The organism is Halomonas sp. TD01, from assembly GCF_923868895.1.
Classification (GTDB): Bacteria; Pseudomonadota; Gammaproteobacteria; order Pseudomonadales; family Halomonadaceae; genus Vreelandella.
Genome location: NZ_OV350343.1, coordinates 2,123,133 through 2,136,981 on the forward strand (window position 1 = coordinate 2,123,133; position 13,849 = coordinate 2,136,981).

Genomic DNA, 13,849 nt, shown 5'->3' on the forward strand with positions numbered 1-13,849 from the left:
TCGAATAAATTGGCGTTAATGGCATGAAAGCAGGATTTTTTGTACGCGATGTCTTTAGACGGCCCCAGCCTGTCAATGCTCAGCTACATTAAAGGTACGTTAAGCCATTAACTCATGGTTAACGAACTCATGCATGTGGCAACTCTTTTCAGGTATTCGGTAAGCGTTACTCCAACCTGACCTGGGTTTAAAAGGCCACCGCTGCAGTGGGGTAAATCTAAGGAGTCATGCCATGAATGCAGCTACAACAAAAACGCACGACCGAGCAGATATGTCTAACGTGAAAATTACTATTAATAAGGTTGGTATGGATCGGCCGCGTGCATGGCTTGCCGCGGGGTTTGAGGATTTTCGTCGTGCAACAGCTATTAGTTTAACCTACGGCATGTTTTGGGTGGGATTGAGCATAGCCATTACTGCGGGCGCAGTAACACTTGGCTATTGGTACTGGTTATTACCCATGATCGCTGGGTTTATGTTTGTTGGTCCACTCGTTGCAGTCGGTTCCTATGGTATTAGTCGCGCTATTGAACATGGGCGAGTACCTAACTTGGGAGATGCTTTCGGAAGTTGGCGCCCACATGCAGGCCAATTGGCAATGATGGGGGTGATGATGATGATTTTCTTCCTCGCCTGGATTCGTCTGGCAACACTACTGTTTGCGCTGTTCTTTGGATTTGAAGTACCTAACCCAGCCACCCTTTATACATCACTCCTAACCACGCCTGAAGGCTTGGGGATGATTGCAGTAGGCACGGTTGCAGGTGGTATACTCGCCTTTGGTGCGTTTGCAATTAGTTCAGTGGCGATTCCCACGTTGATGGATCATGACTTGACCTTTATGGAAGGCATCGAAGCCAGTGTCCGTTGTGTGGCTAGCAACTTCCGCCCAATGCTGCTGTGGGCCGTTATTCTCACCGGTTGTGTACTGGTAGGCGTAATGACCTTTTACATTGGCTTGGCGCTAATACTGCCCGTGCTAGGCCATGCAAGCTGGCATGCCTATGAGGATCTAGTTCGTATTGAGCCAGTCGAAGAACTTAAGACCTAGAGCGAGTAAGAGGTAAGAGCTACGGAAACGTTGAGACTCACGTTAGGCATCAAGCAAAAAAGCATTTAACCTGACCCGGTAGAAGAGATAGCGTAACCTTTGCGCTATCTCTTTTTTTATCCAGAGTCCTGCTTGTCCTGAGGGTTGGCAGAAATGGGCCATATTTTCAGGGCATTGTGTCGTGAGGTAACCGTTGTGAAAGCGTTGTTATTGGGGTGTATTATGCTGGTGTTCAGCATTCCCCTGGCGGGTCATGAGCGGGAAAGAGGGTTTCTAGAGTTGCCAGATGGGCCTGTTATTCTGACAATTAACGGTGGCATAACACATTTCAACGCAGCCCAGGAGGCGCGCTTTGATCTTGCCATGTTACAAGCCTTGCCACAGCACTCCTTTGAAACGGGCACGCCGTGGACAGAAGGCAGCAGTGCATATAGCGGACCGTTAATGCGAACATTATTAGAGCATGTTGGACTGACTGGTTCTGAAGATGGTTCTGGAAATGGTTCTGGAAATGGTTCTGGAAATGGTTCTGGAAATAGCGTCTACGTTTCTGCCTTAAACGGGTTCGAAGCGGAAATACCGGTCAGTGATTTTTATGAGTACGATGTGATCTTAGCATTAGAGCGGAATGGGCAAAGCATCCCTATCCGTGAATATGGCCCTTTGTGGGTGCTCTATCCTTTCAGCCAAGATGAGGCTCTTTTGAGCGAAAAAATGCGTTTTAGAGCTGTTTGGCAAGTCATGCAGATAAATGTCCGTTAGTCGGTCTATTTCTCGAGCGCCCCGCCTGCTGCGTTATCCGCGTCGCTTTAAAGTGGTTGCCATGATTACCGTTCTGCTGTTCGCAGCAGCACTGGTAGTGGCAGCCTTAGCAGCTTGGCGTCAGGATAATTTGACGCAAAGCTTGAGAGAAGATACGGCTTGGGTAGCCTATAAGCTTGATCGCGATGCGATTCAGCTATTCAACCATTTACTTGCGACCACTCGCGGCCCGCTTTCACCTTCCGATCAAGATGATTTAAATCTGCGTTTCGAACTGCTGTATAGCCGAATTATGCTGTTGCAAGAGGGCGAAGTGAGCCTTCTGTTAGAAAATATCAGCATGGCAAAAGCATTATTAGCTCAAATTCAGCAGCAGCTAGATACGCTAGATCCCATGTTTGAGCCTTACGCGTCGCTAACTCAACTACCGATTACTGAGCTAGAGGAAGAGCTGCTGGTGCTCACCCGGCTTACAGAGCGATTTGTTATCGCTATTAATGGTTATCTAGCGGAGTCTGCGACTGAAGAGCGAGTTCTATTAAGTGTTTTATATAAGCTTTTAATGTCGTTATTGGTCGGTATGAGTTTGGCGGTATTGCTGGTAATTGTATTTCTCGTGCGCGAAATGCGAGAAAGCGCCGCCGCTCGTCGTGAGCAAGAGCAACTGAGCCGTCAACTTGAAGTCACTGCCACGCAGGCACAGGCTGCAAATCACGCTAAATCAGACTTTTTAGCGATGGTTAGTCATGAAATTCGCACGCCACTCAACGGGGTTATTGGTATGAGTGAGTTACTGCGAGAGCCATCTAGCCTTGCGCAAGTAGAAGACTATGCCCGCACGATTCATGACAGCGCTAATCAACTGCTGGCGATGATCAATGAAATTCTTGATTTCTCAAAGATCGAAGCGGGGCACCTAACGCTTGAAACCTCGCCCACTGCCCTTAAACCATTAGTCGACAGCGTCATATCGCTATTTGAGCCTCGCGCTAAAGCTAAAGGCCTGCAGTTAACGTTATATATCGATCCTTTAGTACCTGGATGGGTAATGATCGATGCCAGCCGACTGCGCCAGATTTTGCTTAATCTTATTGCCAACGCTATTAAGTTTACTGACCATGGTGAGGTCAATATATGTATTTATTCCACGGTAAAGTGCCTGTCATTTGACGTTCGTGATACCGGTTGTGGCTTGAATGAGGAGCAACAGGCGTCACTATTTGAACCATTTCAGCAAGCGGATGAGTCCGTTGCTCGCCGGTTCGGCGGTACTGGATTAGGTTTGGCGATTTGTAAACGTCTGAGCGAAGCTATGCAAGGACGACTAGGGGTTCGTAGCACTCCTGGACAGGGCAGCACATTTTGGTGTGAGTTGCCCCTGGTAGAAGCTAGCCCCGTCAACGCCCCGTTGCCGTCTGAACCGATGCTAGATTTTGCGGGCATATCCTTACTGCTGGTGGAAGATAATGCCGTCAATCGTAAAGTCGCCACTGGGCTACTGTCTCGTCTCGGTTGCGACGTAGTCTGTGCTGAAAATGGCCAGGATGCTCTAGACATGGTGCAGGCTCAGCAAGTGCATCTCATCTTTATGGATATCCAGCTACCGGATATCGATGGCATTACCGTGACTAAACGGCTTCGCTCTCAAGGTGGTTGGTTGGCTGATGTGCCTATTGTTGCCATGACGGCTGGTGGCGTAGAAGGTGTTCGCCAGCGCTGCCTTGCAGCGGGAATGAGTGATTATATTACTAAACCGCTGTCCTTACTTACCCTTAGCAATGTGCTGTCACTGCAGCTGTTTACGGTTTCGCGCCCATACGCCTTGCCGGTGTTGCCTTCAGATCTGGAGCAGCATGAATTACAGCCACTGATTAACCGTGAAACACTAGAGACACTAGCTGTGTCGTTGGGGGCTGAAAGTGTCGATCAACTCATCATGCTATATCACCAGCAAGTAAGTGATTACGTTGCTCAGTTGGCTGCTTACCTGAGAAGCACGGCATTGCTAACGGCGGAGCAAACCAAGCAAGTGGCGCGCTTAGCACACCAACTGCGCGGCGAATCGCTCGGCGTAGGGGCAGAACGTTTGGCCGCCGAGGCCAAACGGCTCGAAATAATCGCCAGTAGCAGCGATTCTTCACCGCAGGATTTTAATGAAACCCTGAGCCTGCTGAGACAAACCGCTTCGCGAACTCATGCAGCGTTGGAGAAATGGCGCCGTGACGATAGCACCGAAGAATAGCGGTATTCAGACCGCCGCCAGTAATCAGCTAAATCCCTTCCAAGCCGCCCGTGAGCTGGCTCAACAGCTAGGCCATGAGCACTTAGGCTTTGTGTTATTTTTTTGCAGTGCTGAGTATCCGTTAGAGGAACTAGCCGCCGCCCTTGGCGGTGCGTTTGATATGGTGCCGATGAGTGGTTGCACGACGGCGGGCGAAATTACACCGCAAGGCTATGACCGAGGCTCTGTAGTAGCGATAGGTTTTGATCGCCGCGTGTTTGCGATTGAAACCGCACTGGTAGACGACCTTGAACACTTTGACCTTAGCCGTGCACAACCCCTCGTGGATACCTTGCTGGAGCGTTGCCGGCAGCAGGCTGTAGCACCGGTGAACGAGCATAGCTTTGCGCTCACCTTGCTAGATGGCTTGTCCAGCCGTGAAGAACAGGTTTTAGCAACCTTAGATGCCGCTCTTGGTCGTATTCCCAGCTTTGGTGGCTCGGCTGGTGATGATAATCATCTTGCCCACACCCATGTTTATGCGAATGGACAGTTTCATACCCGCGCCGCCGTGGTGGTAATGATTAACACGCGGCTGCCGTTTGAGGTGTTTTCTACCCATCATCTTGAGCCGCTTGCCCATAAATTAGTAGTGACAGACGCTGATCGGGAACAGCGCCGAGTGTTAGAACTCAACGGTTTGCCCGCCGCAGAGGTTTATGCAGCGTTAGTCGACTGTCCTGTTGATGCGCTATCGCCATCCATTTTTGCCCAGCATCCGCTGGCGGTTTATATCGGCGGTCAACACTATATCCGTTCAATACAGCGTGTGAATGAAGATGCTAGCTTAACCTTCTACTGTGCGGTAGAAACGGGCATCGTGCTAACCGCGATGCGGCCTACGCCGTTACTCTTAGATCTAGAGGTGATGTTACAGCGCGTGCAACAACGCCTGGGTGCAACAGCGCCTGCAATTATAGGTTGCGACTGTTTTTTACGACGCATGGCGCTTGAGTCATTGCAACAGCTGGGTCAGGCATCAGCGCTGCTTCGTCAGGCACGGGTGGTGGGGTTTAATACCTATGGCGAACAGCATCATGGCATGCACGTAAACCAAACTTTTACGGGGGTGGCCTTTGGCGCTCTTCCAACTAGCGGCGGATAGCGATACAGCGCAGGATAATGCCACGCTGCGCGAGGAAAACCGTCGTTTGCGTAAGGTTTGCCAGGCGCTGATGGAGCGTGTGGAGTCCGGAGCAAGCCCCAACAGCGCTCCCTATGCAGCGTTTGAGCGCTCGGTGCTGCTGGCAGAGCAAGTGCGCGAACGCACTGATGCACTTCACCGCACATTAGACGAACTTAGCCAAGTGAATGCACGACTGCTGGCAGCGAACGCCGAAGCAGAGGCGGCTAACCTTTCTAAAACGAAATTTTTAGCGGCGGTTAGTCATGACCTGCTTCAGCCGTTAAACGCTGCCCGGTTATTCGCCAGTGCCTTAGAAACACATGCGTTACCCGAGTCCTCTCAAGTCTTAGTAGGGCACATAGGGCGCTCGTTAAAAGATGTCGAAGGGCTCTTAGGCACACTGGTGGATATTTCCCGCTTAGATGCAGGGGTACTCCACGCGGACAAAGCTCCTTTTGCGGTGAGCACACTGTTAGATGCCTTGGCAGAAGAGTATCGGCAAGTGGCTGCCGTGCGTGGGCTGACGCTTCACTATGTACCGTCGAGCGTGGTGGTCGATTCAGATCTAGCGTTGGTGGCGCGTGTCGTGCGCAATTTCCTCAGCAATGCCGTGCGTTACACCGAGCATGGCCATTTACTGCTTGGCTGTCGACGACGCGCCAACGGCCTTGAAATTATGGTGGGCGATACCGGTCCAGGTATACCAGAGCCGCAGCGTCAGGCGATTTTTCTGGAATTTCGCCGCGCCAACCAGTCCCAGAGTAGCCACAGCCGAGGGCTTGGATTGGGACTAGCGATCGTCGATCGAATCAGCACCATGTTGGAGCACCCTGTGTCGCTTACCTCACAGCTTGGACGTGGCTCGCTATTTTCTGTGTTAGTACCTTATGCAGCTCCAAACGCTGGCGCATCGACCGTTACGCATGCTCAAAAAGCATTACCTGCGTCTGAACGTTGGCAGGACGATCCGTTACAAGGCTGCGTCGTATGGGTGATTGATGATGATCCCGCGATTATAGAAGGGATGCAGGCATTGCTGGGCAGTTGGGGATGCCGAGTGAGGGCGGCTGCTACAGTGAGTGCGTTGGAAGCGGCGAGTGATGGTGAACGCCCGGCCGTACTGCTGGTGGATTACCACCTTGGAGATCACCGCGAAAATGGGATCGATCTAGCTGCACGACTGCGCCGTCGTTACCCGGGGTTAGCCACAGTGGTCATTACTGCCAATCATGAAGCCTCCTTGAAGAGGGCTGCACGCGAAGCAGGTATGCACTGTTTATTAAAACCACTTAAGCCACTTCGCTTAAAGATGCTATTGGGAACGCTCTTAGAGAACCACGCTTAACGGGAGGTCGGTGACTAGTTGGTGGAGGTGCGTCTGGCAAGATAAGCACCTAGCTCCTCTTCGCCTGCGATGACGATGGCATGCACTCTACTGGTTGCGCCTAACTTACGTAAAATAGCCGAGACATGCGTTTTAACCGTAGTTTCAGCGATGAACAGTTCTCGCGCGATTTGTTTATTGGACATCCCTAGCGCCATGCAGCTCAATACATCTAACTGTTTGTCGGTTAAGCGTATTAGCCGTTCTCGCGAGACCTCCGATGAAGACGTCAATGCTGATGACTCCATGCGTGGGGGAGGCTGGCGCATAATATCCGCAGGCAGATAAAGTTGTCCCTGAAGAATTTGGTTAAGTGCCGCTAACAACTGCTCTCGGGGGGTTGATTTTGGAATATAGCCAACGGCACCTTGGGTAATTGCGTCTAACACCAACTGGCGTTCCTGATGTGCCGAGACAATGGCGACGGGAAGCCATGGGAACCTTTCTCGAAGTATTGTCAGCCCTTCTAGTCCATCGGCATCGGGCAAGCTTAAATCGAGTAATAGCAGATCAAGCTCATCGTGGGTGTCTATCGTGTTAATAGCCCCCGCCAAGCTGTCCGACTCCAACAGTTGGGTATCTGTTAATCCAGCGCTAATCACCGCGTTCAGGGCATCGCGAAACAGCGGATGGTCATCTGCCACTAACAACGAGTACATGGCGTCTCCTACCAAGGGATGAGGGTGCGTCCTGCCATCGGGCTATATCGTAAATGGCGCGTGTAGCCAACACTGGGTAGGCACCTTATTTAATAATCATAATACTCAGGAGCTTTACCATGATCTACGCCAACCCGGGTGATGCTGGTTCCGTTGTGTCCTTTGAAAAACGCTTCGGCAACTATATCGGCGGTGAGTTTGTTCCCCCCGTCAACGGCCAGTACTTTGACAATATAAGCCCTGTGAACGGCCAAGTATTCTGCGAAATTCCCCGCTCTAGCGCTGAAGATATTGAGAAAGCACTGGATGCAGCTCACAAAGCAGCACCTGCCTGGGGTAAAACCTCCGTTCAAGAGCGCAGTAACATCCTACTTAAGATTGCCGACCGCCTCGAGCAAAACCTTGAAATGCTGGCTGTCGCCGAAACCTGGGACAACGGGAAAGCGGTCCGCGAAACCCTGAACGCGGATATTCCGCTTGCCGTTGACCACTTCCGATACTTTGCTGGCTGCCTGCGTTCGCAAGAAGGCACGGCTGCGGATATCGATGCCAACACAGTTGCCTATCACTTCCATGAACCACTGGGCGTTGTTGGCCAAATTATTCCCTGGAACTTCCCGATTTTAATGGCTGCTTGGAAGCTTGGTCCTGCACTTGCCGCTGGTAACTGCGTCATACTGAAGCCAGCTGAGCAAACCCCTGCCTCTATCTTGAAAGTCATGGAAGTTATTGGCGACCTGCTGCCACCCGGCGTACTGAATGTTGTTAATGGGTTTGGTGCAGAAGCTGGCCAAGCACTCGCCACCAGCAAGCGTATTGCCAAAATTGCCTTTACTGGCTCGACGCCGGTTGGCTCGCACATTCTTAAATGTGCCGCAGAAAATATTATCCCCTCGACAGTGGAGCTGGGTGGTAAATCGCCCAATATCTATTTCGCTGACATCATGAACGCCGAGCCGACGTTTATTGACAAAGCCGTCGAAGGCCTGGTGCTGGCATTCTTCAACCAAGGCGAAGTATGTACTTGTCCTTCTCGTGCGTTGATTCAAGAGAGCATGTATGACGAGTTTATGGCCAAGGTGGTTGAGCGGACTAAAACAATCAAACGTGGCAACCCGCTGGATACCGACGTGCAAGTAGGTGCTCAGGCGTCTCAAGAACAGTTCGACAAAATCATGTCGTACATGGACATCGCGCGCGACGAAGGCGCCGAGTTCCTTGCTGGCGGTGATAAAGAGAGCTTGGATGACAGCATCAATGGCGGTTACTACATCCAGCCGACACTGCTCAAAGGCAACAACAAGATGCGCGTCTTCCAGGAAGAGATATTTGGTCCTGTGGTCGCTGTTACCACCTTCAAAGATGAAGAAGAAGCGCTCGCCATTGCCAACGATACCGAGTTTGGCCTGGGTGCAGGCGTGTGGAGCCGTGACATTAACGTCGCCTTCCGTATGGGCCGTGGCATTCAAGCAGGTCGTGTATGGACTAACTGCTATCACCAGTACCCCGCCCATGCTGCGTTTGGCGGTTATAAGAAATCAGGCGTAGGTCGCGAAACCCATAAAGTGGCGCTTGAGCACTATCAGCAAACTAAGAACTTGCTAGTGAGTTACGATATTAACCCGCTAGGTTTCTTCTAATACGCTATTCTGCAGTGATATCGCCCGGCCGCTGCCGGGCGTTTTGCTACTCCCCTGACGCTTACTCTACCGATAAGAGCAATCACAAGTTGCCACATCGAAAACCATCAGGAGTCGCATCATGGATAACACAATGCGGGCGGCAGTCGTACGTGAGTTCGGCCAGCCACTAACGATAGAAGAAGTAAGCGTGCCTCGCCCCAAGCGGGGAGAGGTGCTGATGAAGGTGGCGGCCTCTGGCGTTTGCCACACTGATTTACATGCAGCACACGGCGATTGGCCGGTGAAACCGTCACCACCCTTTATCCCAGGTCATGAGGGGGTAGGACATATAGTGGCGGTGGGTGAAGGCGTCTCTCATGTGAAAGAGGGTGACCGTATAGGCGTGCCGTGGCTCTACTCTGCTTGTGGTTACTGTGAACACTGTTTGGGCGGGTGGGAAACCCTGTGCGAGTCCCAGCAAAATACCGGTTACTCGGTCAACGGCGGGTTTGCCGACTATACCTTGGCGGATGCAGGCTATGTAGGTCGTCTACCGGACGCCGTTGATTTCATCGAAATAGCCCCAGTACTGTGTGCGGGAGTGACGGTTTATAAAGGTTTGAAAATGACCGATACCCGCCCCGGCCAGTGGGTGGTTATTTCAGGCGTCGGCGGCCTGGGGCACATGGCGGTGCAGTACGCAAAGGCAATGGGGCTGAACGTCGCTGCTGTTGATATTGACGACGGTAAATTAGCCCTAGCCGAACGGCTAGGTGCCACGGTGACGGTTAATGCGATGAAAACCGACCCAGCAGCGTATCTGAAGAAAACCATTGGTGGTGCCCATGGAGCACTGGTCACAGCGGTATCGCCGAAGGCGTTTGATCAAGCGCAAAACATGCTGCGCCGTGGTGGCACTCTGGTGCTCAATGGCTTGCCACCGGGTGACTTCCCGCTGCCGATCTTTAGCACGGTGCTTAACGGTATTACCATTCGTGGCTCTATCGTGGGAACGCGCAGTGACCTTCAAGAAGCGCTGGATTTCGCCGCCGAAGGCAAAGTCAAAGCGACCGTGGCGACCGACACACTAGACAATATTAACGACGTTTTCCAGCGTATGATTGACGGCAAGATAGAAGGCCGCATCGTGCTGGATATGGCGAGCTAAAATATGTCTATGCAGCACTTACGCGCAGTAAAATAGCGGGTCACTGATTTAGTGAGTGCCTAAAATCGCGCTTGAACACTAACCGCAAAGTAAAAACCTACTGGTTTTTCTAAACGTCATTACTCCCGCTCAGGCTGTGTGTCTGAGCGGGCTAACAGCTTTTCTCGCACTTTTTTGCTTCACCCCCTCGTTTTGCACCTTATTGCTATAAGGCTGCAATGGTTTGCTTCATCATAGTGCCTTTACCCAATACAAGGCAGGCCATGAGCGATATAGAGGCACCGGATTTACATCAGCAGCGGCTTCTTCACGTGATGGATCTGCTGCGCGCTAGCGGTGTTCGGAAAGTGCTGGACCTAGGATGTGGTTCGGGTGGGCTTTTGCAATATTTACTTCATCAGCCACAGTTCGAGAAACTGGTAGGCCTGGAATTGAGCGGAGAACTACTGGCTCAGGCAAAATTTCGATTAGGGCAACTGCCGCAAGCTCGCCAAGGGCGCTTAGAACTGGTGTGTGGTTCTTATACTGAACATCATCCTGCACTCATCGGGTTCGCGGGCGCAGCGATGGTGGAGACCATTGAGCATATACCGCCTGAGCGTTTATCTGCTGTTGAGTTGGGGGTTTTTGGCGGATTACGCCCTGGTTACTTAGTCATGACTACCCCGAATAGTGAATACAACCCGCTATTCGATTTGGCCGACGGTGAATTTCGTGATCCAGACCACAAGTTTGAATGGTCACGCGACCGTTTTCGTGATTGGGCCCATGGCGTAGCACGCCGTAACGGTTATCGCGTGCGTTTTAGTGGCATTGGGGAATGGCACCCCCTACTTGGTCAGCCTACCCAATTGGCAGCTTTCGAGCGGCACCATTAAGAAACACCAGCCGGAAAGACTAGGAGAAAGCGCATCGCGGAGTCGTTGACGCATAAAAAAATCCCGGCTCGTAGGCCGGGATTTCGTGTTTCACTTAAAGGCTAACGCCGTTACATCTGAGAATCTTCCGGCGGTTCGCCGATAGTGCCAGGCATTGCTTGTACATGGCCCATCTGTTGGCCTGCCAGGGTGAGGAAGTGCAGGTGGCGTTCGTACTCTGCTACGAGGTCACCAATCACCTGGCCACGGGTATAGCCGTTCAGGTCTTTATCTTGACCGCCCTCAGCTAAGTACACGTCCAAGCGTACATAGAAGTCGTCATCCGCAGGTATGAAGCTTGGTGTACGCATGCGGTGCGGACATACCTGATAGACAAAGCTGGTCGCGTCGCCTAGATCGACCTGCAGCGTCAGATTGGGAAGCGACTCGCCATCAAGATGCTCCTCGGTCACGTTGGCGGTTTGGCCACGGCTTTCAAGCTCTTGGGCAAATTGCGTCATCGCTGGGCGAATAGAGTGCTGAATGGTTGCCGCGGCACCCGCACGGTTAGAGGTATCTAGCGCACGATCCAAACGCTCGCGCCAGTCGCCGCCAGGCGCGCCACCGGCAATCATACGGCGTGCATCGGCCTTGCTGCCTTCTAGCTTCAGGGCTTTATACATCCCCACCATGACCGCGAAAATTACCAATGAGAAAGGCAGTGCGGTAATCACCACGGCGCTTTGCAGGGCGTTTAGGCCGCCAGCCATCAACAGAGCAATGGTGATCAAGCCAATCACCACCGACCAGAAAATACGCAGGCGTATCGGGGCATCGTGGTTAACATCACTCAAAATAGAGGTGAAGTTGGCCAGTACCAGCGCACCGGAGTCTGCAGAAGTAATAAAGAACACAATCCCTAATACCGTTACCACCGCTGCGGTAAGGCCTACGTAAGGGTAGTACTCAAGCAGTGTATAAAGTGTTGTTTGCGGAGTGTTGAGCGCCTGTTCACCCAGCTCAACCACACCTTGGTTGGCCACCAGTTCAATGCCGCTGTTACCGAATACCGACATCCACACCATCATAAAGGCCAGTGGAATAAACAGCGCACCGGCGACAAATTCACGAATGGTGCGGCCACGTGAAATGCGTGCCAAGAACAGGCCGACAAACGGTGTCCAGGCAATCCACCAACCCCAGAAGAAGATAGTCCACCACATTTTCCACTCTTGAGCGCCTTCATCGGCAAATGCGTAGGTGTCAAAGCTAGCGCCTACAAAGCCCGAGAGGTAGTCACCGGCGTTATTAACCACTTTATCTAGCAATACCAGCGTATCACCTGAAAAGAGTACAAATAGCATCAGTGCCAGCGCGAGCAGCATGTTGAACTCAGAGAGTCGGCGGATGCCTTTCTCAACGCCGGTCACCACGGAAATAGTTGCCAAAACCACGACCAGTACGATCAAAATAACCTGCACGGTAAGAGTTTCTGGCACGCCGAACATATAGGTGAGGCCGTAATTGAGCTGCATCACCCCAATACCCAGGCTAGTGGCAATACCGAACACGGTGGAGATCACGGCGGTGATATCCACTGCGTTACCAATCGGGCCATGGATACGCTTGCCCAAAATTGGGTAGAGTGCGCTACGGATCGCCAGCGGCAAGCGGTGGCGGTAGCTGAAGTAGGCCAAAGCCATACCCATCAACACGTACAGCCCCCAGCCGGAGAGCCCCCAGTGCAGATAGGTTTGAACAACGGCGTTACGCATGGCAGCTTGGCTTTCTGGCGTTAAGTCGGGCGGTGCCAGATAGTGGGCAACCGGCTCGGCAACGCTGAAAAACAGCAGGTCAATACCGATACCCGCAGCAAACAGCATGGCTGACCATGACAGCAGCGAAAATTCAGGCCGAGAGTGATCTGGGCCAAGGCGAATGCTGCCAAAGCGCGACATGCCAATAATCACCACAAATACCAGATAAGCCACAATCGCCAGCATGTAGTACCAGCCGAAGGTTTTACTTACCCAGGCAAGCCCTGCATCGAAAAAAGCGCCGGCCTGCTCGGTAAACACCATGGTAAGAACCAAGAAGACGAGAATGCCCGCCACACTCCCGTGGAAAACCACGGGATTGAGGCGGTCGCGTGAGGGGAGGTTGGGGTTGTCTTTCGCCATGGAGGCGGACTCCTGTTGTTAAGACAAGGATTAAAAACAGCGTTATTTTTGAATGAACGTTCAAATAAAATACGCGGTTTAAGTGCTCACTTCAAGTCGACGTGAAGCTTTCAGCCCAACAATTAGAGCGTTTCCCAGGAGTATAGAAACAAAAATGCCCGGCTAAGCCGGGCGTTAGAGCGGGGTTTGACGTTTAATAAACGCTTACTCTGCGGTACTTTCCTCGGCAGACTCGTCGTGGTGTCCGCGACGCTCATGATCGCGCTTGCCATGACTGCCTTCACCATGTCGGCGCTCGCCATGCTTCTCAGCATGCATGTCGCGCATGGCATCGCGCAGTGCCTGTTGCTCTTCTTCGGTGAGGATCTCGGCCACCTGAGCCTGATGCTCTTCGCGTAGCGACAGCATGGCATCACGATGTTCAGCGTGTGCTTCGTTTAAGGCAGTTTGTTGCTCTTCGCTTAGTCCGGCGCGCTGATAAACTTCCTGGCGGCGCTCTTCCATGCGTTCCTGCATCGCTTCGCGGTCAATACTAGCGCTATTGTGGTGATCTGCATGGGCGCTGAAGGCTAACGGCATCAGAGCAACGGTAAGTAGTGCAGGAGCAAATAGTTGGCGTAATGTCATGTTCATAGCAGACCTCGGAACATTTTAAAAAGTGGCAAGTTGTCGATGTCAGTATCTTAGGGCTTGGTGTAAAACGTTTGCACAAAGTGTGCAACAACCGTGACCTTATCGTAGCTTACGCGGTCACAATTG

General features: G+C 52.1%; 11 protein-coding genes. 8 read left to right on the forward strand and 3 right to left on the reverse strand.

Translation table 11 applies throughout. From position 1 onward, the window contains the following. The first annotated feature begins 232 nt into the window (after positions 1-232). The 5 genes from L1X57_RS09610 to L1X57_RS09630 all read left to right on the forward strand — a co-directional run bounded on the left by L1X57_RS09610 (position 233) and on the right by L1X57_RS09630 (position 6,565). A complete protein-coding gene (locus L1X57_RS09610) occupies positions 233-1,051 on the forward strand; it encodes a DUF2189 domain-containing protein (RefSeq protein ID WP_009721338.1) in 819 nt (272 codons plus the stop codon). A gap of 153 nt (positions 1,052-1,204) precedes the next feature. Beyond that, on the forward strand, positions 1,205-1,813 hold the full coding sequence (locus L1X57_RS09615) for a molybdopterin-dependent oxidoreductase (RefSeq protein ID WP_009721339.1): 609 nt from the start codon (positions 1,205-1,207) through the stop codon (positions 1,811-1,813). Further along, positions 1,803-4,055 (forward strand): ATP-binding protein, encoded by a 2,253-nt coding sequence (locus L1X57_RS09620; RefSeq protein ID WP_234667697.1) that lies wholly within the window; start codon positions 1,803-1,805, stop codon positions 4,053-4,055. Before L1X57_RS09615 ends, L1X57_RS09620 begins: the two co-directional genes overlap by 11 nt. After that, entirely contained in the window at positions 4,009-5,199 is a 1,191-nt protein-coding gene (nosP, locus tag L1X57_RS09625; RefSeq protein ID WP_050801074.1) for a nitric oxide-sensing protein NosP, read from the forward strand. The genes L1X57_RS09620 and nosP overlap by 47 nt, the downstream gene beginning before the upstream one ends. Continuing rightward, positions 5,171-6,565 (forward strand): ATP-binding response regulator, encoded by a 1,395-nt coding sequence (locus L1X57_RS09630; protein WP_009721342.1) that lies wholly within the window; start codon positions 5,171-5,173, stop codon positions 6,563-6,565. The genes nosP and L1X57_RS09630 overlap by 29 nt, the downstream gene beginning before the upstream one ends. Positions 6,566-6,579: 14 nt before the next feature. On the opposite strand, the gene L1X57_RS09635 is transcribed toward L1X57_RS09630, so the two are convergent. Next, the gene (locus L1X57_RS09635; protein WP_009721343.1) at positions 6,580-7,263 is read right to left on the reverse strand and encodes a response regulator transcription factor; all 684 of its coding nucleotides are present in this window, start codon (positions 7,261-7,263) and stop codon (positions 6,580-6,582) included. Positions 7,264-7,382: 119 nt separating this feature from the next. Here L1X57_RS09635 and exaC point away from each other — a divergent pair, with 119 nt between their 5' ends. The 3 genes from exaC to L1X57_RS09650 all read left to right on the forward strand — a co-directional run bounded on the left by exaC (position 7,383) and on the right by L1X57_RS09650 (position 10,931). Beyond that, the gene (gene exaC, locus L1X57_RS09640; RefSeq protein ID WP_009721344.1) at positions 7,383-8,903 is read left to right on the forward strand and encodes an acetaldehyde dehydrogenase ExaC; all 1,521 of its coding nucleotides are present in this window, start codon (positions 7,383-7,385) and stop codon (positions 8,901-8,903) included. Between the two features lie 121 nt (positions 8,904-9,024). Further along, positions 9,025-10,053 (forward strand): alcohol dehydrogenase AdhP, encoded by a 1,029-nt coding sequence (adhP, locus tag L1X57_RS09645; protein ID WP_009721345.1) that lies wholly within the window; start codon positions 9,025-9,027, stop codon positions 10,051-10,053. 263 nt (positions 10,054-10,316) lie between these two features. After that, positions 10,317-10,931 (forward strand): methyltransferase, encoded by a 615-nt coding sequence (locus L1X57_RS09650; RefSeq protein WP_009721346.1) that lies wholly within the window; start codon positions 10,317-10,319, stop codon positions 10,929-10,931. Between the two features lie 110 nt (positions 10,932-11,041). Here the strand turns inward: L1X57_RS09650 and betT are convergent, their stop codons facing one another. Next, the gene (betT, locus tag L1X57_RS09655) at positions 11,042-13,090 is read right to left on the reverse strand and encodes a choline BCCT transporter BetT (protein ID WP_009721347.1); all 2,049 of its coding nucleotides are present in this window, start codon (positions 13,088-13,090) and stop codon (positions 11,042-11,044) included. 204 nt (positions 13,091-13,294) lie between these two features. Continuing rightward, positions 13,295-13,723 (reverse strand): hypothetical protein, encoded by a 429-nt coding sequence (locus tag L1X57_RS09660; protein ID WP_143759675.1) that lies wholly within the window; start codon positions 13,721-13,723, stop codon positions 13,295-13,297. Between the last annotated feature and the right edge of the window lie 126 nt (positions 13,724-13,849).

Coding starts and splice junctions, on each gene's coding strand:
- L1X57_RS09610 (WP_009721338.1), top strand. CDS start 233: ATGAATGCAGCTACAACAAAAACGCACGACCGAGCAGATATGTCTAAC.
- L1X57_RS09615 (WP_009721339.1), top strand. CDS start 1,205: ATGGGCCATATTTTCAGGGCATTGTGTCGTGAGGTAACCGTTGTGAAA.
- L1X57_RS09620 (WP_234667697.1), top strand. CDS start 1,803: ATGTCCGTTAGTCGGTCTATTTCTCGAGCGCCCCGCCTGCTGCGTTAT.
- nosP (WP_050801074.1), top strand. CDS start 4,009: ATGCAGCGTTGGAGAAATGGCGCCGTGACGATAGCACCGAAGAATAGC.
- L1X57_RS09635 (WP_009721343.1), bottom strand. CDS start 7,263: ATGTACTCGTTGTTAGTGGCAGATGACCATCCGCTGTTTCGCGATGCC.
- exaC (WP_009721344.1), top strand. CDS start 7,383: ATGATCTACGCCAACCCGGGTGATGCTGGTTCCGTTGTGTCCTTTGAA.
- adhP (WP_009721345.1), top strand. CDS start 9,025: ATGGATAACACAATGCGGGCGGCAGTCGTACGTGAGTTCGGCCAGCCA.
- L1X57_RS09650 (WP_009721346.1), top strand. CDS start 10,317: ATGAGCGATATAGAGGCACCGGATTTACATCAGCAGCGGCTTCTTCAC.
- betT (WP_009721347.1), bottom strand. CDS start 13,090: ATGGCGAAAGACAACCCCAACCTCCCCTCACGCGACCGCCTCAATCCC.
- L1X57_RS09660 (WP_143759675.1), bottom strand. CDS start 13,723: ATGAACATGACATTACGCCAACTATTTGCTCCTGCACTACTTACCGTT.